17 protein-coding genes are annotated in these 21,020 nt (G+C 66.1%); 7 read left to right on the forward strand and 10 right to left on the reverse strand.

Features of this window, described 5'->3' with window-relative positions; translation table 11 throughout:
• Positions 1–278: 278 nt before the first annotated feature.
• Positions 279–1,511, reverse strand: coding sequence for a serine hydrolase domain-containing protein (locus BMW54_RS16210; protein ID WP_090058108.1), 1,233 nt, complete (start codon positions 1,509–1,511; stop codon positions 279–281).
• A gap of 134 nt (positions 1,512–1,645) precedes the next feature.
• Positions 1,646–2,545, reverse strand: a complete 900-nt coding sequence (locus tag BMW54_RS16215) for a LysR family transcriptional regulator (RefSeq protein WP_090058111.1) — start codon at positions 2,543–2,545, stop codon at positions 1,646–1,648.
• Between the two features lie 143 nt (positions 2,546–2,688).
• Between BMW54_RS16215 and BMW54_RS16220 the strand changes: the two genes are divergently transcribed.
• Positions 2,689–3,339: a hydrolase gene (locus BMW54_RS16220; protein ID WP_090058113.1), complete on the forward strand. Its 651-nt coding sequence runs from the start codon at positions 2,689–2,691 to the stop codon at positions 3,337–3,339.
• 61 nt (positions 3,340–3,400) lie between these two features.
• Here BMW54_RS16220 and BMW54_RS16225 read toward each other — a convergent pair whose 3' ends face one another.
• The 3 genes from BMW54_RS16225 to BMW54_RS16235 all read right to left on the reverse strand — a co-directional run bounded on the left by BMW54_RS16225 (position 3,401) and on the right by BMW54_RS16235 (position 6,516).
• Complete coding sequence (locus BMW54_RS16225) at positions 3,401–4,381, reverse strand: NAD(P)H-quinone oxidoreductase (RefSeq protein WP_090058115.1); 981 nt, start codon at positions 4,379–4,381, stop codon at positions 3,401–3,403.
• Positions 4,382–4,539: 158 nt separating this feature from the next.
• Positions 4,540–5,526: an alpha/beta hydrolase gene (locus BMW54_RS16230; protein ID WP_254779411.1), complete on the reverse strand. Its 987-nt coding sequence runs from the start codon at positions 5,524–5,526 to the stop codon at positions 4,540–4,542.
• 96 nt (positions 5,527–5,622) lie between these two features.
• The gene (locus tag BMW54_RS16235; protein ID WP_090058118.1) at positions 5,623–6,516 is read right to left on the reverse strand and encodes a LysR family transcriptional regulator; all 894 of its coding nucleotides are present in this window, start codon (positions 6,514–6,516) and stop codon (positions 5,623–5,625) included.
• Between the two features lie 158 nt (positions 6,517–6,674).
• On the opposite strand from BMW54_RS16235, the gene BMW54_RS16240 reads away from it, so the two are divergent.
• From BMW54_RS16240 to BMW54_RS16250, 3 genes are read left to right on the forward strand one after another with little or no spacing between them, the layout of a single operon-like run.
• Positions 6,675–6,887 (forward strand): tautomerase family protein, encoded by a 213-nt coding sequence (locus BMW54_RS16240; RefSeq protein ID WP_090058120.1) that lies wholly within the window; start codon positions 6,675–6,677, stop codon positions 6,885–6,887.
• A gap of 33 nt (positions 6,888–6,920) precedes the next feature.
• Positions 6,921–7,661 (forward strand): SDR family oxidoreductase, encoded by a 741-nt coding sequence (locus BMW54_RS16245; RefSeq protein ID WP_090058123.1) that lies wholly within the window; start codon positions 6,921–6,923, stop codon positions 7,659–7,661.
• 12 nt (positions 7,662–7,673) lie between these two features.
• Positions 7,674–8,573 (forward strand): SDR family oxidoreductase, encoded by a 900-nt coding sequence (locus tag BMW54_RS16250; RefSeq protein WP_090058125.1) that lies wholly within the window; start codon positions 7,674–7,676, stop codon positions 8,571–8,573.
• 10 nt (positions 8,574–8,583) lie between these two features.
• Here BMW54_RS16250 and BMW54_RS16255 read toward each other — a convergent pair whose 3' ends face one another.
• Positions 8,584–9,483 (reverse strand): LysR family transcriptional regulator, encoded by a 900-nt coding sequence (locus BMW54_RS16255; protein ID WP_090058128.1) that lies wholly within the window; start codon positions 9,481–9,483, stop codon positions 8,584–8,586.
• Between the two features lie 129 nt (positions 9,484–9,612).
• On the opposite strand from BMW54_RS16255, the gene BMW54_RS16260 reads away from it, so the two are divergent.
• Complete coding sequence (locus BMW54_RS16260) at positions 9,613–10,473, forward strand: NmrA family NAD(P)-binding protein (RefSeq protein WP_090058130.1); 861 nt, start codon at positions 9,613–9,615, stop codon at positions 10,471–10,473.
• A gap of 82 nt (positions 10,474–10,555) precedes the next feature.
• Positions 10,556–11,047 (forward strand): hypothetical protein, encoded by a 492-nt coding sequence (locus tag BMW54_RS16265; RefSeq protein WP_090058133.1) that lies wholly within the window; start codon positions 10,556–10,558, stop codon positions 11,045–11,047.
• A 41-nt stretch (positions 11,048–11,088) separates the two neighbouring features.
• Here the strand turns inward: BMW54_RS16265 and BMW54_RS16270 are convergent, their stop codons facing one another.
• From BMW54_RS16270 to BMW54_RS16285, 4 genes are all read right to left on the reverse strand, one after another.
• Positions 11,089–11,949: an aldo/keto reductase gene (locus BMW54_RS16270; protein WP_090058135.1), complete on the reverse strand. Its 861-nt coding sequence runs from the start codon at positions 11,947–11,949 to the stop codon at positions 11,089–11,091.
• Between the two features lie 209 nt (positions 11,950–12,158).
• Entirely contained in the window at positions 12,159–14,015 is a 1,857-nt protein-coding gene (locus BMW54_RS16275) for a glycoside hydrolase family 2 protein (protein ID WP_217642667.1), read from the reverse strand.
• A gap of 2 nt (positions 14,016–14,017) precedes the next feature.
• Positions 14,018–16,399, reverse strand: a complete 2,382-nt coding sequence (locus BMW54_RS16280; protein WP_090058138.1) for a GH92 family glycosyl hydrolase — start codon at positions 16,397–16,399, stop codon at positions 14,018–14,020.
• 62 nt (positions 16,400–16,461) lie between these two features.
• On the reverse strand, positions 16,462–19,647 hold the full coding sequence (locus BMW54_RS16285; protein WP_090058139.1) for a TonB-dependent receptor: 3,186 nt from the start codon (positions 19,645–19,647) through the stop codon (positions 16,462–16,464).
• 671 nt (positions 19,648–20,318) lie between these two features.
• On the opposite strand from BMW54_RS16285, the gene BMW54_RS16290 reads away from it, so the two are divergent.
• Positions 20,319–20,771: a cupin domain-containing protein gene (locus BMW54_RS16290; RefSeq protein WP_090058142.1), complete on the forward strand. Its 453-nt coding sequence runs from the start codon at positions 20,319–20,321 to the stop codon at positions 20,769–20,771.
• The last annotated feature ends 249 nt before the right edge of the window (positions 20,772–21,020 follow it).

Below are 21,020 nucleotides of genomic sequence, written 5' to 3' on the forward strand. Positions count from 1 at the left end.
TCACGATGAGATTTACGCCAGGTTCCACGCGAGCACCGGAGGTATCGTGGCCTCACAGTTCGATCAAGGATTCGTGGAAGCTATCGACGCCCTGCGTGCCCTGTTCCTGGAATCGAACGATGGGCGGATGTTTCTCCAGCGGCTCCATTTGTCGAAGCGAGCCTAATACTCTGGCAGCGGAGAGTAGCATTAGGGCTTGGCTGATCCGTCGGAGAATCCGAAAGCTTCAGACGAACAAAGACAACGCGATCATTCGCTCGCTGTGGTAACGCCTGCCCTCAGAGCGATGGAATGGGTGGCAACCGTCCCTCGGCTTGGGCAATCGCCACCACTCTCTCTACAAAATCCTCGTAGGCCTCCCCAGCCGATTCCCGGTCTACGTCCGAATCGATCTGGCGCACCGCGACAATGCCTGCCGCTGGCACGACAACGACGAACTGCCCACCATCGCCATTTGCGTTGAAGGCTACATAGGGCCCCGAGGTTGCGTGAAACAGCCGATAAGGGCCGATGCCGCGGCTGATCAGCTGCTGGTCGAGAATGGCCTGCGCCTTCGGGCCGAGTACCGCCTGCAAGCCTGCGAACATGGCCTGCACCGAACCGAACCGCTTGTCGCGCAGGCCACGTTCGAGCGTGTCGGCCGTTTCCTCCGGCACACCGTGTTGCCTCAGGTAGGCGAACGCCGCCGGATCGGGTTCAAAATGCTGCCATTGAGCCAGCCTCCACCAGAGCAGGCCGACCGGGCTGTCGTCACGTTTGTCGGTACCCAGCATCGTATCGACGTACGCTGCCGGCACTAGCTGGCGCCCTTGCCAGCGTCCGCGGTTCATCACCAGCGTGCCCAGCTTTCCGAGGTCGGCCGCCGTGAGCGGCAGGCCGGACATGGCATAGGGCCGCCCGCCACTGTCTGCCTCCCAGGTGCCGAAACGAATGTCCATGTCATGGAAAAGTCCGTCCCGGAAAAAGCGGTCCATGCGTTCGCCGGAAGCCTTTTCTATGACACCGCTGAGCAAGTTGACCGCCTTGTTGTTGTACTCGAGCACCTGGCCCGGCGGGGTCGTAAGCTCGGCGGCCAGGGCGAGCTGGACAGCGTCGGGTGCCGGGTAGATCTCCTCATCCGCCCGCCGGACGTTCTGCAAGCCAGACGTGTGGTTCATCAGCATGCGCAAGGTGATGTCCTTCTTGCGACCCTGGCGCCACTCGGGATAGAAGTCCGCGACGGGCTGATCGACGGACTTCAGCTTACCGCTTGCGATGAGCTGCCCTATGCCCAGCGCGACGACCGACTTAGTCACCGACATCAACTCAATCGGGCCAGGTGCACGGCCATTCTTGTAGTAATGGCCAACTTCCAGCCCGTCCTGCCAAACCACCACGGCATCGCTATGCGTGGCGCGAGCGCGGTCGAGCAGGGTTGCCAGCGCCTTGTCACCGGCGACAGACATCGCGAACGTTCCGGCAGGTAGCGCTGCACAAAAAATCAGCAGGAAAAGAGGCGTCAGTGGACGCATGCCATTACTCCGTCAACGGCGCGCGCCGGAGAGCCCGGATGCGCATGAGCCTGTAGTCTGGCACACCCATGGTGCCGTGTTTCAGAACACTTATCTCGCCGTGGACGTACACGCGCTAAGGACGCCGCTCCTACTTAAGCCGGTGGCGGCGAGTCGTCGCTCGCATCATGCGCATCGAAACACTCGATGAGCATGTCCGTCAGCGCGCGTACCGTGCGAGGTGCCTGAGGTCCGGGCGGGCGAACGACGAACACGCCGGCGACGGGTAGCGGGAATCGCGTCATGATCGGTACGAGGTCGCCCGACGCCACGTGCGCGTTGGTGATGCCATCGGGCAGATAGGCGATGCCGAGGCCGGCCAGCGCCGCGGCGACGAGTGCAGTGCCGTTGTCGCTCTTGAACTTGCCTCGCGGCCTCACGGTGATCGCGCGATCGCCGTCCATGAAGGTCCAGCTTTCCGTTCCCTGCATCAACGCCTCGTGCTCGACGATGTCGTCGGGCGTTTCCGGCGCGCCGTGCGCGCGGATATAGGCCGGACTCGCCACCAGCTTTCCGAAGATGGGTCCGACCCTTCGCGCGACGAGATTCGAGTCGGGCATGTAACCGAATCGGATGGCGCAGTCGAAGCCTTCGGAGAGAAGATCGACGAATCTGTCGCTGTAGGACGTATGGATGTGCAGCCGTGGATGGCGTGTCGCCATGCTCGCCAGCACGGGTGCCAGATGCGTCGGCCCGAACGTCAGTGGCGCGGCGATGCGAAGTCGGCCTCGCAACTCGCCTTCGGGTGCGATGCTCTCCAGCGCCGTGTCGATCTCGCGGCAGATCCTGGCCGCGTATTCGCGGAAGATCGCTCCGGCTGCGGTAACAACCGCGCCGCGCGTGCTACGTGAGAGCAGCTGCACACCCAGCTCGGTTTCGAGCCGGACGATCTGTCGGCTGACGACGGACTTGGTGACGCCGAGCCGCCTCGCCGCCGCCGACACGCCTCCCGCTTCCGTCACCTCAACGAACGTTCTCAGATCATCGGTTTCCATAGGTGTTCCCCATTAGGCGACGTCACGTCGCGTTCTGCGGTGCTACCTCGCCTGGGATGGCGATGGCACTGTCTACGAGGGGTTCGCCACGGCGATGGCCAACCTTCGCAGAGCATCTCATCTAACGACACCAGAGGACTACCATGGCATTCCGCAACGGACTCGATTCGCTTCTCCGACCGGAGGACTCGGTTCTCGTGCTCATCGACCACCAGGCCTACCAGCTCGCAGGTGTCGGTAGCCACGACCCGCAAGCCATCGTCAACAACGTCACGGCGTTGGCCAAGCTGGCGAAGGCCTTCAGGGTGCCGACGATCCTGACGAGTGTGCTTGCCGCCCGCGGTGGTTATCTCTTCAAGAGCATCACGGACGTGTTCCCCGATCAGGAAGTGATCGACCGCACGTGGGTGAACACGTGGGAAGACAAGAACGTCGTCGACGCGGTCAAGGCCACGGGCCGCAAACAGTTGATCATCGCCGGGCTGTGGACGGAGGTGTGCGTCGCGATGCCCGTCATTCATGCGCTGGGCGACGGTTGGGATGTCTCCGTCATCACCGACGCCTCGGGCGGCATCTCGAAGGAATCGCACGAAGTGGCCATCCAGCGAATGATCGCCGCTGGCGCCAACGTCATGACCTGGATGGCGCTGGCCGGCGACTGGCAGCGCGACTGGGCCCGTACGGAACACGTGCAGGAACTCACCGAGATCTTCATCGCCCATCTCGGCGGAAGCGGCATCGCATACCAGTGGGAGCAGCAACTGCTGAACACGCCTCCCGGCTCCGCAGGCTGAGCGAAGCTAAGACCGGCTCGGTGGAAACGGACCGTCGGCCTCTCCACCGAGCACGCAACCGTCACATGCGCAGGATGATCTTTCCGATGCTCTCGTTCGTCTCCATGCGGCGGTGCGCTGCCGCGGCCTCGGCGAGCGGGTACACCCGATCGATCAGCGGCGACAGCGTGCCGTCCGCGAAGCGTGCGAGCCACGCTTCGCGAAAGCGCGCCACCATCGCCTGTTTGACCGCCTGCGGCCGCGTCTTCATCACCGTGCCGAGGATCTGCAGGTGGCGGTAGAGCAGGCGCTCCATGTCGAGCGTCGCGCCCGCGCCGCCACCCAACAGGCCCACCTGCACGAGGCGGCCGCCGTGACGCAGCGAGCGAAGGTTCCGATCGAGGTACGGCGCGCCGATGAAGTCGATGACCACGTCGACACCGTCACCACCGGTTTCCCTTTCCACCGCCGCGACGAAGTCGTCCGATTTGTAGTCGATGACGATGTCGGCACCCAGTGCCAGCACTCGGTCGCGCTTCGCCGCCTGCGTGGTGGCGAACACGCGTGCTCCGGCGGCATGGGCGAGTTGCACGGCGGCGGATCCGACGCCACCCGCCGCGGCGTGCACGAGCACCGCCTCGGAAGGCTGCAGCTTCCCCAGATGGAACAGCGCTTCGTGCGCCGTCACGAACACCTCGGGAATCGCCGCCGCGTGCACGTCGTCGATGCCGTCCGGCACGGGCATGGCCATGCGATAGTCCAGGCGGGCGAGTTCGGCATAGGCACCGCCGCCGGTGATACCCATCACGCGATCACCCACCTCGTAGCCCACGACGTCGGGTCCCTTGGCGACGACCTCGCCGGCAATCTCCAGGCCGATCAGGTGCGAATCGCCGAAGTCGGGCCGGCCGTAATGTCCCGTTCGCAGGAGTAGGTCCGCACGGTTCACGCCGGCCGCGCGAACGCGCACCAACAGGTCGCTGGCGCGAAGCACCGGCTCCGGAACGTCCACCAGCCTGAGGACCTCGGGCTCCCCGAAATCCGCGAAGTCGATGGCTTTCATGCACCGGCTCTCGTGGTTCGCGTCGTTCCGTCGTGGTCTTCGCGTAGTTTCATCAGTCGTCCATCTTTCAATCGGAAGGCCCCGCTAACCTGCACCTGCGAGCGCTGATCGGGCGTGAAGAAAGGCTGGGTAGTCGGCTCGACCCTGGTGCAAGTTCGTCAGCGTGAGACTGCAGGCAGAACGCCGATGGTCCGCATCCAGACCTCGGCCAGTTCCGGCCAGCGCGTCACGGGATCCTCCGTGCGCCGCAACCCGAACGCATGCCCGCCCTTCGCGTAGAGGTGCATCTCCACCGGGATCTTTGCTTTCTGCAACGCGAGGTAGTACGTCAGCGATTCGCGGATGTCGTCGGTCGGATCGTCTTCCGCCTGCACGATGAACGTCGGTGGTGCGTGCGGGTCGATCGTCACGTCGGGATCCAGCGTGAGGCCCGGCTCGGTCCACAGGTGACCGGGATACAGGGCGATGGCGAAATCGGGACGCACGCTCACCTTATCGGCCTCATCCACGGCGCGGTAGCTGCGCATGGCGTGATGGCTGACGTCGGCGACCATCCTTCCCCCGGCGGAAAAGCCGAGCACGCCGATGCGGTGCGGATCGATGTCGAGCGAGGTGGCACGCGTTCGCAGCAGGCTGATAGCGCGTTGCGCGTCCTGCAGGGCCATCGGCTCGTGCGGATCGCGGCGGCAGTTGCACTCGTCGTTCCAGTACGGGCCTGAGCCCGGCACGCGGTATTTCAGGACGACGCACGTGATCCCTTTGGTGGTGAGCCAGTCGCACACCTCCGTGCCTTCCAGATCGATGGCGAGCACGCGATAGCCTCCGCCCGGAAACACGACGACCGCCGCGCCCGTGTTGAATCCCTTTGGCCGGAAGATGCTCATCGTCGGCGTCGACACGTGCTGGACGAACGTCACCGGTTCTCCGGCGATGTCCTTCGGGCCCAGCCCGTATACCTCGTCGCCCGGCGTCGCCGGCGGAGCGATCGCATGGCCCTTCGGCCAAAGCGTGACGGACTCAGCGGGTGCCGGCGGTTGCCACGGGCGCTGCTGGCGATCGCGTAGCGGCTCGGATCCTGTGGTCGCCGAAGCCGCGGACGACATCAAAGCGATGACGAGCACGGCGAGTGCGCGTAGCCAGTTCATTCCAACCCCCTGCAGGTATGACGCGATGGTCGAAGCCCAAGCGTGCAGGGCAGGCAGGGCGAAACGATGGCAGGGCGGGGGTGATTCCGCGAGGCCTTACGGGTTGGCGGCCTCGAAGACTCCCGCGAGCCAGTCGATGAACACCCGCACGCGCGGCGAGAGGTGCCTGTTCTGCGGATACAGCACCGACACGGGCATCCGCTCCGGCGGGAAGGCCTCGAGGATCGGCACGAGTGTCCCCGTCGCGATCTGTTCCGCCACGCGATACCGCGGTACCTGGATCAGCCCCAGACCCGCCACGCCCGCCGCCGTGTAGATTTCCGCGCCACGCACGACGACGTCGAAGGGCAGGGGAATCTCGCGCAGCTGCCCGTTCACCGTGAAGTCCATCGGATAAGGCTTGCCGGTGGCGGACGTGCTGTACGCGACCATGCGATGGCCGTCGAGGTCGTCCGGTGTCGCGGGCGTGCCGTACCGCGCGAGATAGGCGGGGCTCGCCAGCGTCACCTGCTCGAAGACGGTGACGCGCCGCCCCATGAGCGACGAATCGGGCAGGTCGCCCGCACGCACGACGCAGTCGAAGCCTTCGGTGATGAGATCGACCATGCGGTCGGACTCGCTCAGGTTGAGCGCGATCCCCGGATAGCGCGCCATGAATCCCGGCAAAGCGGGAAGGATGAAGAAACGCGCGATCGTGCCCTGCATGTCGACGCGCAAGGGTCCTCTGGGCTCCGGATTGCGGAACACGCTTTCCATCTCGTCGAGGTCGGCCAGCAGGCGGACGCAGCGCTCGTGGTAGAGCGCGCCGTCGAGTGTCGGCCGGACGCTGCGCGTGGTGCGCTCCAGGAGGCGGACGCCGAGGTCGGCTTCGAGGTGCTGGATGGCGTGCGTAGCGGTGGGGCGAGGTATCACGAGATCCCGGGCCGCCTGCGCGAAGCTCCCGCGCTCCACGATCCTCACGAACAGCCGCATGACCTCGATCCGATCCACGATCCGTGCCCCGATTGTTAGGCTTGGTGAAACAGTGATGTTTGGATCGGCATTCTAGCGCCATTTTCGATAACGCCTAACTTAGTGGGTGCCGGGCATCTCCCAGAAGGATGAGGCCCGCCACATCCCTCTGACACAGCGAATCCGGAGACACGACCATGCCTTTTGCCAACTTCAAGCTCCCCGAGGCCGCCCTCACCCGCGCCCAGAAGGAAGAGCTCGTCCATCGCACCACCGCGATGCTCGTGGACTATTTCTCGGAGGCCGCCCGGCCGCACACGATGGTCCTGATCGAAGAGATCAAAGACGGCGGCTACGCCCGTGCCGACGAGGTCTTCACCATCCCCGACGCCTATCGCGTGAAGGACTGATCCGCCCTTTCCATCCTTACAGGAGCCATCGACATGACTACTTCGAACGACAAGGTCGCGATCGTCACCGGCGCATCGCGTGGCATCGGCGCCGCCATCGCCGCGCGTCTCGCGCGCGACGGCTTCACCGTCGTCGTGAACTATGCGAACAACGCGAAGCCGGCCGCCGAGCTGGTCGAGACGATCGAGAAGGCGGGCGGCCGCGCGATTTCCTGCCAGGCGGACGTCGGCGATCCGCAAGCCATCAAGCGCATGTTCGACGCGGCGGAGACGCGCTACGGCGGTGTCGACGTCCTGGTGAACAACGCCGGCATCATGAAGCTGGCGCCTGTCGCCCAGACCGATGACGCGACGTTCGACGAGACCATCGCGATCAACCTCAAGGGCACGTTCAACGGCGTGCGCGAAGCCGCCCGGCGCCTTCGCGAAGGCGGCCGGATCGTCAACTTCTCGACCAGCGTGGTCGGACTCTACCAGCCGACGTATGGCGTCTATGCCGCGACCAAGGCGGCGGTGGAAGCGCTGACGCACATCGTGGCGAAGGAACTCGGCGCGCGGAAGATCACCGTGAACGCCGTCGCCCCAGGCCCCGTCGCCACCGACCTGTTCCTGGAAGGCAAGGATCAGGCTACGCTCGATCGCATCCGCCAGATGATCCCGCTCGGCCGACTCGGCGAGGTCGACGACATCGCGCGCGTCGTGTCCATGCTCGTCGGCCCCGACGGCGGCTGGATCAACGGCCAGGTGCTCCGCGTCAACGGCGGCGTCGTCTGAGGAGGTGTGCGCATGAAGCAGACCATTCTCGTCACGGGTGCATCGAGCGGCTTCGGCCGCCTGATGGCCAACGCCCTCGCCGCATCGGGGCACACGGTGTACGCCTCGATGCGCGATCTCGCCGGCAAGAACGCGAGCCAGATCGCGGACGTGGCCGCCTACGCGAAAGCGCATGACGTCGATCTACGAACCATCGAGCTCGACGTCCAGTCCGAGGCCTCGGCGCAGTCGGCGATCGACGCCATCGTCGCCGAACACGGCAGGCTCGACGTGTTGATCCACAACGCCGGGCATATGGTGTGGGGTCCGAGCGAAGCGTTCTCGCCCGACGACCTCGCCCACCTCTACGACGTCAACGTCCTCGGCGCGCAACGTGTCAACCGCGCGGCGCTGCCGTCGATGCGAAGAGAGGGCAAGGGCCTCGTCGTATGGATCGGCAGCAGCAGCGCCGCGGGCGGCGTCCCACCGATGCTCGGGCCCTACTTCGCCGCGAAGGCCGGCATGGATGCCCTGGCCGTCTGCTATGCGCGCGAGCTCGCGCCATGGGGTATCGAGACGTCCATCGTCGTGCCGGGCGCATTCACCAAGGGCACGAATCACTTCGCCCACGCGGGCTCGCCATCGGACAAGGCGCGCGCGGCGGAGTACGACGCCGCGCTTCCTGCCGGCTTCGCCGACGACATGCTCGCGGCGCTGGCGAAGACGGTGCCCGACGACGCCGATCCGGCGTCGGTCGCCGATGCCGTCGTAAACGTCGTGAACGCGCCCTTCGGCAAGCGCCCGTTCCGCGTGGTGGTCGACCCCGCCAGCGACGGCGCCGCCGTGTCGTACGCGGTGATCGATCGGGTGCGTTCGGAGTTCCTGCATCGCATCGGGTTCGCGGGACTGAAGCATCCGCGGGTGTCGAGCTGACGTCGTCGCTTCAGCCGGCCAGCTCCACGCAGAAGTCGACGAACGCGCGCACCTTTGGCGGCGCGTTCCGGCGCGAGGGATAGAACGCGTAGAGCGGAAACGTCTCGTCGGGCCAGTCGGGAAACAATTCGACCAGACGTCCATCCGCGACGGCATCGCGCACGCTGACGGCGAGCAGTTGCGCGATGCCGACTCCGGCGAGGCATACCGCGGTCATCGTGCCGGAATCGTTGACGAGCAACGGCCCATCGGTCTCCACCGTCACCACCTTGCCGCGTCGGTGGAACTCCCACTCGAAGGGCCGGCGCGTCACCGGGTCGCGAAACTGCAGGCAGCGATGGCGGGCGAGGTCTGTCGGCGTTTTCGGCGTGCCGTGCGCCACGAGATAGGCGGGTGTGGCGACGGTGATCACGCGGGTGTCGAGCAGCTTGCGCGCCACCAGCGACGACGTTGGCGGCTCGCCGAAGCGCACGGAGACGTCGATGCCCTCGCTGATGAGATCGCCGAGCTCGTCGCGGGCGACGATCTCGATCTCCAGTTCCGGGTACCGACGCAGGAAGTCGTCCAGACGTGGCGCGACGACCTGCCACGAAAACATCGGATCGAGACTCACGCGAAGGCGCCCCCGCACGGCGTGCGCGTCGCCAGCCGCCGACAACGCGGCATCCTCCAGACCGGACAACAGCGGGCCGACCTTCGCATACAGCCGCTCGCCCTCGTCCGTCAGCGTCACCGATCGCGTCGTCCGATGCAGGAGGCGCACGCCGAGCCGCGTCTCGAGCCTCGACACGGCGCGACTCACGCCGGACGGCGACAGACCGAGCGCCTCGGCCGCACGCGCGAAGTTGCCGGTCTCCACCACGGATACCAGCACGGAAAGATTCCCCAGCAAGCGGCCATCGGTGGGCATGCGGTACTCCTGGCTCCGGGTGCTTCAATTAGTGATCGCAAGTCACCAAAGAACTGATGAATCGGCTATTCAGTCACGGCTGGCGCCATCCTATCTTCTTCCTCGTCCCCACGAAAACGAGGAAACCCCATGTACGCCATCACAGGTATCACCGGTCAGGTCGGCGGCGCGCTTGCCGACGCGCTCTTTGCAGCCGGCAAGCCCGTCCGGGCCGTCGTGCGCGACAGCGGCCGCGCGCAGGCCCTCGCCGCGCGAGGCGCCGAGGTTGCCACGGCGGCCATCGACGACGCGGCGTCGCTCGCCCGCGCCTTCGCTGGCGCCGAAGCCGTGTTCATCCTCCTGCCGCCCGAATTCGATCCGGCGCCGGACTTCCTGACCGCGCCCGACCCCGTCATCGCGTCGATCCACGAGGCCCTTCTCGCCGCGCGCCCCGATCGGGTGGTGGCGCTGTCGACCATCGGCGCGGACGCGGCCGAGGCGAACCTGCTCTCCCGGCTGGGGCGGATGGAGCGGGTGCTCGCCACGCTTCCGATGCCGGTCACCTTCCTGCGCGCCGGCTGGTTCATCGAAAACGTACAGTGGGACCTCGCGTCCGCCCGCGGGCGCGGCAGCATCGACAGCTACCTCGCGCCTCTCGACCGGAAGATCGCGATGGTCGCGACGAAGGACATCGGCGGTCTCGCCGCGAAGCTGCTGATGGAGCCGGGCAAGGGCGTGCGTGTCGTCGAACTGGAAGGCCCGGAGCGCGTCAGCCCGAACGACCTCGCGGATGCCCTGTCCCGATCGCTGGGCAAACCGGTGAAGGCGAGCGTGGTGCCGCGGGATACCTGGCAGGCGCGGTTCGTCGCGGAAGGCATGACGAATCCCGAACCGCGCATGCGCATGATCGACGGCTTCAACGAAGGATGGATCGACTTCGGCGCGACGGCGCTGAAGGGCACGACCCGGATCGACGAGGTGATCGCCGGGTTGGTAGAGCGGTCCGCCTGACCGGCGAGGGGAGGTGCGGACGCGGACCGGGCCGTCCATACTCGATGACGCTGCGCCTCCCCCTCCCCGGAAAGGATCGGACATGAAGCCTCTTTGCACAGCCTTTGTCGTGGCATGCCTCGCCGTGCCGGCGCCCTACGCCCTGAGCGCGGACACGCATCCGCCATCCGCGCCGCTCATCGGCACCTGGTCGCTCGATACGTCGCAACTACCCATGCCGCCCGATCAGCGCCCCAAGAGCGTGACGTTCCGATTCGCCGAGGCGGGCCTCGACAGACTCACGACGCAGGTCGACATCGTCTACGCACCGGGGCAGGAGGTCCACTCCACCTCGACCACGCCGCTCGACGGCACGTACGTCGTGATCGAGAACAGTCCCGAGGCCGATCACGTGGCGCTGCGGAAGCCCACGCCGAACGTCCTCGTCATGGCGCTGCAGAAGGACGGCGTGCTTGTGTCCACGCGCACCTACGCGGTCACGCCGGATGGCAGGAACCTCGTCGAGACCGTGGTCTATCCCGGTAACGAGAGGGATCGCGCGATGCGGGCGAATTACTTCACCCGGGTTCGCTGATACCGCGCCCCGCCCCGCGATGCGCGGGGCGGGGCGCTTCTTCAACGAACCGCGTGCTCGAGCGCTTCGTAGTCTTCCTTCGACAGATGCAGGCTCGCGCCCTTCACGTTCTCGCGGAGATGCTCGGCATCGCCGGTACCCGGAATGGGCAGCATCACCTTCGAGCGCTGCAGCAGCCACGCGAGTGCGACCTGGCCGTTGCTGGCGCCGTGCTGCTTCGCGATCGTGGAAAGCACCGATCCCTCCCTGGCGAGCTCGCCCGCGGCGAGCGGGAACCAGGGGATGAAGCCGATATCGTGTGCCTCGCAGTAATCCAGGACCGACTCGCTCTGGCGATTGCCGAGGTTGTAGAGGTTCTGGACGGTGACGACCTTGAAGTACTTCTGCGCGGCTTCGATCTGCTCGACCGAAACCTCGGACAGGCCGGCGTGGCGGATGAGGCCTTCCTTCTGCATCTGCTTGATGACGTCGAACTGTTCGTCGGCCGGAACCTTCTCGTCGACGCGGTGGAGCTGCCACAGGTCGATGCGCTCGACGCCGAGGCGGCGCAGGCTCATCAGCACGCACTGGCGCAGGTACTCGGGACGGCCCACGGGTGCCCACTTGTCCGGTCCGTGGCGGGTCAGGCCGCCCTTGGTGGCGATGACCAGGCCCTTGTACGGATGCAGCACTTCGCGAATCAGGTCTTCGCTGACGTACGGACCGTAGCTGTCCGCGGTGTCGATGAAGTTGATGCCGGTCTCCGGCAGGGCCTTGAGCACCGCCTTCGCTTTCGCGGGATCTTCCGGGTTGCCCCAGATGCCCTTGCCGGTGATGCGCATGGCGCCGAAGCCGAGGCGGTTGACCTCGAGATCGCCGCCGATCCGGAACGTGCCACTCGCAGAGGCGTTTGCCTGTGTCATGTCGTGTCTCCAGCCGTGTTTGGGTAAGAACGCTCGTTATCGTACGTTCGATCCCGGCTGGCGCGCGTGACGAAAAGACGTGTATTTGCGTCGTTTTGCTCTGTTGGAGCGGACCTGGCCGCGACAGCTTTTCGCGAGGAGCATCAGGTCCTGCTGCCCTGGCGCGAAGAGCTGTCGCGGCCAGGGCCGCTCCTACAAACGCGGTGCGGTTACCTCGCGAACGCCTTGATCGTGGCTTCGTTGATCGCCTTCACGCGCTTCTCGTCCACCTTCTCGACCTTTCGGTCGTACGTGTAGAGGCCGTTGTGCTCGCCTTCCACGTCGGTGATCTGCGTGTACACCGAGCCGGACATGCCGACGCCGGGACCCTTGTCGCGGAGCACCGCGGTGTTGGCGACGTAGCCGTCGTTGAGGGCCGCGACGTCCTTCACCGCGCCGTAGGGATTGATGGCGGTGTTCGGCCACAGATGGCCGTCGACGTTGAGCGTGAGACCGCCGTGCTCGCCGTCCATGGAAGCGCGGGTGGCATCCGGCTCCGGCAGGCCCGGGCCCTGGTAGTCGTGGACGTCGATGATGTCGCCGGCGTGCACGTCGCCCTTCGTGTCGCAGCAGTTGTAGCCGCTGCGCGCGTTGACGATGCGGGTGGGATCCAGCTTCTTGATCTGCGCCGCCAGTTCGCCCGCGGCGCCGATGCTCCACTGACCCCAGCCTTCGTTGAACGGGATCCAGCCGATGATCGACGTCTCGCCCTTGAGCTGCTCGACGATGCTGGTCACGTCCTTGCGGAAGCCGGCCTTGGCGGCCTCGGAGAGCTTCTCGTTGTGGCCGTTCGGCAGCGAGGGCATGTCCTGCCACACCATCAGGCCGATGCGATCGGTCCAGTAGTACCAGCGTGCCGGTTCCACCTTGATGTGCTTGCGGATCGTGTTGAAGCCGAAGTCCTTCGTCTTCTGCACGTCGAATTTCAGCGCCGCGTCTGTCGGGGCGGTGTGCAGGCCGTCCGGCCAGTAGCCCTGGTCGAGCGTGGCGAGCAGGAACGTGGGCTTGCCGTTGAGGACGATGCGGTTACGCCCGTCCACCTTTTCGACGGCGATGGTGCGCAGGCCGGCGTAGCTGGTGACTTCGTCGCGCTGCTCGCCCTGGCCGAGCGTGGCCTTGAACGTGTAGAGGAACGGATCGTCCGGGCTCCACGTGCGCGGGTTCGCGATCGCGATGCGCAGCGGCTTGCCAGCGGGGCCGGTCGCCTCGCCCACGGCCTTGCCGTCGGAATACGCGGTGACGTGCAACGGCGCATCCTTGCCGACGCCCTGCACGGTCGCATCGACCGTGAACGCATCGAGCGTCTTCGCCGGGGTGAAGCGCAGCTTCGCGAGGCTGACGGCCGGCACCGGCTCGATCCACACCGATTGCCAGATGCCCGAGGCGGCCGTGTAGAAGATGCCTTCCGGCTTCAGGCGCTGCTTGCCGACCATGACGTCCGCGCCGTCGACCGGCGCATGCACCGCGACCACGATTTCCTGCTGACCGCCGGGACGCAGCGCGCTCGTGATGTCCGCGCCGAACGAGGTGTAGCCGCCGGTGTGGCGCACGACCTCCTTGCCGTTGACGTACACCGTGGCGTCCTGCGCGACGGCGCCGAAGTTCAGGCGCACGTGCTGGCCCTTCGCGGTGAAATCCGCGGGCACGTCGACGAGGCGGCGGTAGACCATGTCGTCGGAATGCTTCTGCACACCCGACAGCACCGACTCGATCGGGTAGGGCACGAGCACCTTGTCCTTGAGCGACTGGCCGAAGGCCGGCTTCGCCGCGCCGGTCGTGGCCGCGAACTCCCACAGGCCGTTCAGGCTCATCCAGCGCGGTGACTCGAGCGACGGACGCGCGAGCTGCGGGCGCGGGTACTCGGGCAGGGCGTTGGTGGGAGAAACCTCCGCCGTCCACGGCGTCGCCAGGGGCGGCGTCTTGCCGCTCCACGACGTCGCCGCCTGGTCCGCCATGGCCATGGGTGCGAAGCCCAGAGCGAGCGCGATGCACGCGCCGAGGCCACTTGCCTTGATCTTGCTCGTCATCCTCAGTCCTTCTTCACGTTGCCGGCGGCCGACAGGGAGGGCGGCGCGTCGTTCGGGTCGGTGCCCCAGGTCTTGCCTGGCGTGGGGCCCATCGTCAGTTCCAGCGTCGCGCCGTTCACGATGTCGGCGTGGCTGAACCACGGTTTCGTCCACGGCTTGCCGTTGAGCGTCGCGGACTGGACGTACATGTTCTTCGCGGAGTTGTTGCGCGCGACGATCTCGAACACCTTGCCGTTGCCGAGGCGCAGGCGCACGTGATCGAAGATCGGGCTGCCGATGATGTAGTCGGGCGTGGCGGGATCCACCGGGTAGAAGCCCATCGCGGAGAGCACGTACCACGACGAGGTGGAACCCTGGTCGTCCATGCCCGGATAGCCGTAGCCGGTCGCGTCGCTGCCATACATGTCCTCGAGCACGCGGCGCGTCAGTGCCGCGGTCTTCCACGGCTGGCCGCTCCACGCGTAGAGGTACGGCGCCTGCTGGTCCGGCTGGTTGCCCTGCACGAACTGGCCGATCAGACCGGTGCAATCGCGGCAGATGCCCTTGGCGGTGTACGGCGTGGTGAAGAACCGATCGAGCTTCGCATTGAAGGCGTCGCGCCCGCCGAGCGCTTTCATGAGGCCCTGCACGTCGTGAGGCACCAGCCAGAGCGTGGACCAGCCCGAGGCCTCCTTCATCATGAAGTTGTAGTACGGCTCGCCCGGATCGAACGGCGAGATCCATTTGCCGTCTTCCGTGCGGCCGCGAACGAAGCCGACCGACGGATCGAACACGTTGCGCCAGTTCCCCGCGCGGCGCTCGAACATCGCGGCGTCGTCGTTCTTGCCGAGGCGTCGGGCGAAGTCGGCGAGGGCGTGATCGTCCCACGCGTATTCGAGCGTGGTGGCCGCGCCCGCCTTGCCGCCCGCGTACGGCGGGCTCGGATTGTTCGGCGGCACGATATCGGAGATCCAGCCGTTCTTGTCGTACTCGGCGAGGTAGCCACGCGGGCCCTTGGGATCGGTGGCGTTCTTGCGCAGGTACTCGTAGGCCGCGGCGTAGTCGAAATCGATGCCGCGAGTCCACGCGCCGTTGTAGAGGAACACCGCATGGTCGCCGTGGAACGAGGTGTTCATGTAGCCACGCTCGCGCGCGCGGTCGAGCTCGGAGCGCATGATGTCCTGCACCACCGTGGGCTGCAGCAGCATGAGCAGGGCGATCTGGTTGCGCCCCGTATCCCAGAACGGCACGGGGCCGTAATGGTCGTAGTCGGCGATGCGGTCCTTCCCGTCGGCGTCGATGTAGCCCTCGCCCTTGCGCGCGATCATGCGCGGGCTGGCGAACGAGTGATAGAGCGTGGAATAGAAGAGCATGCGTTGCTTCGGCGTGCCGCCGGTCACCTGCACGCGATCGAACAGCTCGGCCCAGCGTGCACGTGCCTTCGCATGCACGCGGTCGAAGTCGGCATCGCTGTCCTGCGCGCGCAGCCGCTGTTCGGCTTCCGCCGCGCTATGCCCGTGCGCGATGCGCACGACCACCTGGTCGCCAGCCTTCGTATCGAAGGTCACATAGGCGCCGGCATAGCCGCCGGACGCCGCGCGGCGATCGGTCTGCACGTCGGTGCGGCCGAGGCCTTCGCCCTTGTTGGTCACGTCGGCGGTGAACGTGCCGAACTGCCGGAAGGGACGCGAGAACTCGGCCACGAAGTACGGACCGTCCGAATCGCGGTCGCGGCGGCCTGCCGTCGCCGTGCCACGGATGATGCGATCGCCGACGACCTCGACGTCACCGCCCGAGCGACGCAGGTTGAGCACGACGTGCGAGCGATGGCTCTCGGGAAAGGTGAACCGCATCAGGCTGGTCCACTGCGTCGCGGTCAGCTCCACCTTCGTGTGGAACGTCGCGAGATCGACGGCGTAATAACCCGGCGACGCCTTCTCGGTCGCCTTGTCGTACGTCGACGTCATGTAATCGGGTGGCACCGTCCAGTCGCCGACCACGGGCATGACCATGGGCGCGCCGCGCGCACCGTAGGTCGAACCGCCGCCGGTGAAACCGATCATGGCGGGTCGACGGTAATCGTAGGCGACCGGCACGCCGGTCGCGAAGCCGAGATCGGCGTTGATGTTGACGGGCGCGGCTTCGGTCGCGCTCTCCGGCAGGCTGGCGCCCGGTGTCGTCATACCGGTGTAGAGCGGCTCGCCCTCGGGTGGCGCGTTGCCGATGAGGTCCTGGCGGTCCAGCGGCGCGGTGCCGACGAGCGGGTTGGCGAGGTCGACGTTGGCGGTGGAGGCCGGGGCGGCCTTGCTGGCGGCCGCGTGCCCGGTATCGATGGTGCCCAGCGCAATGATCGCCAGTGCCAAGGCGAGCGGCGCGCGGTGGGGAAGACGCGCGAATGGTGTCATCGGGTTTCCTTCGCTCAAAAAGGAAGCGGGGCCGGGCTCATCGCCCGGCCCCGCTCGTTTTGTCACTTGTCGCTTTCACCGCCGAACTTGTAGGTCACACCCACGTAGTACTGGCGTCCCGGATACAGCAGGTTCACCAGACGGGCGCGGGTATCGCCACCCAGGTAGGTGTGCGGCGTGCCCTTGTTGAAGTTGATGATCGACGCCGTGACCATGAAGTGCTTGTTGAATTCATAGTCGCCGTTGAGGTCGATCTGGTGGTACGGCTGCGAGTAGATCGGCAGACCGGCCGCGAGGCCGTTCATGCGGCGGCCCGTCCAGTTGTCGCTGGCACGGAGCAGCAGGCCGTTCTTTTCGTAGAACAGCGACACGTTCGCGGCGTACTTCGCGCTACCGATCAGCTCCGCCTTGCCCACCTGCGTGTCGCCGAGTGCGACCGCGGTTTCGTTGGTGTGGTTGAGCGTGTAGTTGGCGATGTAGCCGAAGCCGTTGTCCCAGGTGTGCTGCGCGTACACCTCGATGCCCTTCGACGTGCCGGAGCGGCCGTTGGCGTTCGTGCTGTACTGGCGGAAGTTCGTCGGGGTACCGCCGACATCGACATCGATGTTGTTGACGGTGACCGGGACGACGAAGTTCTTCACCTTCTTCTGGAACAGATCGATACCGACCACGCCGTGCGTCGCGTAGTACCACTCACCGGCCAGGTCGAACTGCGTGGCCGTGAACGGCTTCAGGTCGGCGTTGGCACCCGAGCCGTACCAGCCCGGCAGCGGAGCGCCGAACTGCTTGCGGTCGTTGTAGTACTCCTGCGTGTTGTTGGTCAGCTGACCCAGCTGCGCGAGATCGGTGTAGTTCGCGCGGGCGAGGGCCTGCGAACCGGCCGCACGCAACACGAAGTCGTCGGCGATGGTCCAGGCGATGTTGAAGCTCGGCAGGAACTTGTTGTAGCGCTTGTTCGTCGTCGAGTTGGTGAAGCCTTCCACCACCGCGATTTCGCGCGGCAGGTACTGGAAGTCGCCCGGAGCGCAAGGGCCGCCACCCGCGTTCACGCCCGAAGCCGGGCAGATCAGGATGTTGCCGCCGGCGTCGTGGTAGTACGTCGCGTTGTTGGTGGTGACCTGGTTGGCGACCGTGAGGTCCTGCTTCGTGGTGACGAAGCGCACGCCGACGTTACCGCGGATGGTGCCGGTGTCGAAGTTGGCCTGCACGTAAGCCGCGGCCACCTTCTCGCCGATCGACGACTTGTTCTGCGGCTTGTTGTAGATGACGCGGTCGTAGGTCGAGTTGAGGTGGTTGTAGTAGGCCGGGAAGTTGATCGCCGGGAAGATGTCGTCCCCGTACGCGTGGTTCACGCCGTCGAGGTAGTTCGGCAGCAGGAAGCCCGGGGGCAGCTGGCCGGCGTTTGGATCGCAGGTCTGGAACTGCAGCGTGGTGCCCTTGCAGTACCAGCGCACTTCGTTGCTCTGCTGCTCGGCGTTGGCGTCGGTGTACTTGCCGCCGAACTGGATCGACTGCAGCCAGCTGGAGTCGAGCGACCAGGTGAAGTCGGCCTGCGCGAAGTTCTGCGAGTTCGTGGTGTTCACCATGTTCGAACCGGTCGAACCGAGGTCGACCTGGCCCGCGCCGGCGAGCATGTTCTGCAGCACGTCCGGTGCGGCGCTGATGCCCGGCTTGCCGCTGAGGTCCCACGAGGCGCCGTTGCTGCCGTTCACCCACGCGCCGTTGACGAAGTTACGCGGCTTGGCGGCCATGCCCAGCTCGACCGACGGACCACCGCTGGCCCAGGTGCGGCCGACGTTGAAGCTGCCGCTCAGGGCGCCGCCGGTGTCCCATTCGCCTTCGATGTTGACGGTCTGCGACTTGGCCTTCTCGATCGAGTAGTTGCCGTTGAGCCAAGGAATTTCCGTGTTGCAGACGTCGACGGCCTGGCGGGTGGCACCCGTGACCGGGTTCACCGTCGAATTACAGCCGACGCCGGCCGGCGGCAGCACGTAGTTCGCGCCGGTGACGATGGTGCCGGACTTGTCGAACGTCAGGCCGTTCGGAGCGAGCAGGCGGCCGTTCTGGTCGGCGAAGTTCGTGTTGTTCGGCAGGCCCCACTCGGGAATCTCGAGCGTGTTGGTGATCTGCTTCTGGGTGCGCTCGAAGCGGAAGTAGTTACCGGTCAACAGCAGGTGGTCGCTCGGCTTGAACTGCATCGTCGCCTGAGCACCCTTGGTCTTGAGGTTCAGGTCGTTGCGGCTGGTGGCGAACTGCTGCGGCATCCAGAAACCGTTGGAGATGTTGCCGGCCTGGTCGACGACGCCGTTGCCCCAGAGGTCGATGTTGTTGTCGACCGCGGCGCCATACGGCTTGCCGTGCACGTTCACCGGCGGCTGAGTACAGGTCGTGTGGTCACGGCAATCGTCGGACCACCAGTGCCAGCTGGTCGCGTCCGCGGAGTACGTGGTGGCCTGGCGCTTCTGGTACGCGCCGGCGACGAGGACGCCGAACGTCTCGTCCTTGTTCTTCCACGACCACAGCGCGGAGCCCTGCGGTTCCGTCTTGGCGCTGGTATCGGAGCTCGCGGCCGTGCCGGTCACGAAGCCTTCGTTGACGCCCATCTCGAGCGGACGACGCGTGCGCAGGTCGACGTTGCCGCCGATGCCGCCCTCGTCCAGACGCGCCTCGAGGCTCTTGTAGAGCTTGATGTCCGAGAACATGTTGGCGGGGAACAGCGTGTAGTTGAACGAACGCGTCAGGCCGGCCGAGGTGTCGGCCGAGGCGACGTAGTTGCCGTTCAACTGGGTGTACGTGAGTTCCGGCGCGAGGCCGCGGATGCTGACGGTCTTGCCTTCGCCGGATTCGCGGCTGATGACCACGCCCGGGACGTGCGCCAGCGCGTCCGCGATGTTCTTCGCCGGGAACTGCGCGATGTTCTGCGCGTTGATCACTTCGACGATGGAGTTCGCGTCACGCTTCTCGATGACGCTCTGTTCGACCGACTGGCGATAGCTGGTGACCACGACGGTGTCGAGGTTCGTCGGACCGACCTTCTTCTTGTCGGCCTCCTTGTCCTTCTCGTCCTGCGGCGTGGCGGCACCGGCGGGCGCCTGGGCCTGCGCGGGTGCGACGGCGGCGGCCGTGGCGGGCGCGGCGGTCTGCGCGAACGCGGACGCGGGCACTCCCATGTAACCGACAAGCGACAGGGTAGCCGCGGCGAGCGCGGCAGACAGCGGCTTGCGCTTGAGCATGTGTTGGTACGTCATTTCTTTTTATTTCCCTCGAAGAAGCGCCCTGGTGTTTCCGGCGCGTTGGTCCCCCGCTACATCACAGCTGCAGATGCCCGTTCTATGGCTCCACAAACCCTCCTGACCTCAATTGGATCGATCCAAAATGACGGGTGCCGACGGACCCCGTTTCCATCGGCACGGTGCTTTCAACGGAATGTCGGGTGGTCGCGCTCCTCGCGCGGGAGGGCATCGTCGAGGTGGCGGGCAACGGCCTTCGTCGGCGCCGGCATCGCTCGGGCACCCGTGGCTCGTTTCATGAAATGGTCGGCACGATGTGTCTGCATGTCCCGCTTCCCATACCCCTCGCGAATCCGGCGGAAAGCAGGCAGCCTTCGGCCGACGCTCCACGCGCCTGCCCTGACGGCTCTGGCTCACCCCGATTTAAATCTCGCAGATCCGCCGCTTCCGCGACGTGACCTGATTCACTTTGACTTGGATCGATCTAAGTCCCCGGTGCGAATTAAGACCTCGAAGTCGCAGGCTGTCACGCTGCGCTGCAAAAACTTTCTGGGCCGATCGATCGGCGGCGTGGAACTTTGCGCGATGGCCGTCACAAAACGCGCATCGATCAGGGCTTTCGATCAAGAGGTCGAGGCGGCGGCGGGGTAGGTTCCGTCGTCCTCGCGCGCGAAAAACGAAGGTTGCTCATGAAGTCGGTCACGATGATCCTCGCCGCCATGCTCGCCACATGGCTTCCGTCCCTGGCGGTGGCGGCCGACGCGAAGCCGAAAGCGGAGACGGTGCTGAAGAGCGATAGCAGCTGGACCGGTGCGCCGTACACCGCGTATCCGAAGGGCCGGCCCGAGCTGACCGTGCTGCGGATCGTCATCCCGGCTCACTCCGCGTTGCCCTGGCACACGCATGTGGTGCCGAACGCGGCCTATGTGATCTCGGGCCACCTGACCGTGGAGGAGAAGGCCACGGGCAGGAAGAAGGTGATCCGGGCGGGAGAGGCCTTGCCCGAATCGGTAGGCGTCGTGCACCGAGGCGTGAGCGACGACGAGGAGGTCGTGCTCGTCGTCATGTACGCGGGCACGAAGGACACACCGCTCTCGGTGCCGCTCGCCGAGGACAAACCCGAGTTCGCCACACCGCCGTAGGAGCGGCCCTGGCCGCGGCAGCGCTTCGCGTCAGTGGTGAAGCTGGCGCGCCAGGTTGGGGACCGGGTCGAGAAGCTGTCGCGGCCGGGTCCGCTCCCACAGCGCGTTGTAGGAGCGGCCCTGGCTGCGGCAGCTGTCCGCGTCAGTGGTGAAGCTGGCGCGCCAGGTCGGGGACCGGGTCGAGAAGCCGTCGCGGCCGGGTCCGCTCCCACAGCGCGTCGTAGGAGCGGCCCTGGCCGCGACAGCTGT

The sequence above is a fragment of the Luteibacter sp. 329MFSha genome (assembly GCF_900111665.1).
In the GTDB taxonomy this organism is placed as follows: Bacteria; Pseudomonadota; Gammaproteobacteria; order Xanthomonadales; family Rhodanobacteraceae; genus Luteibacter.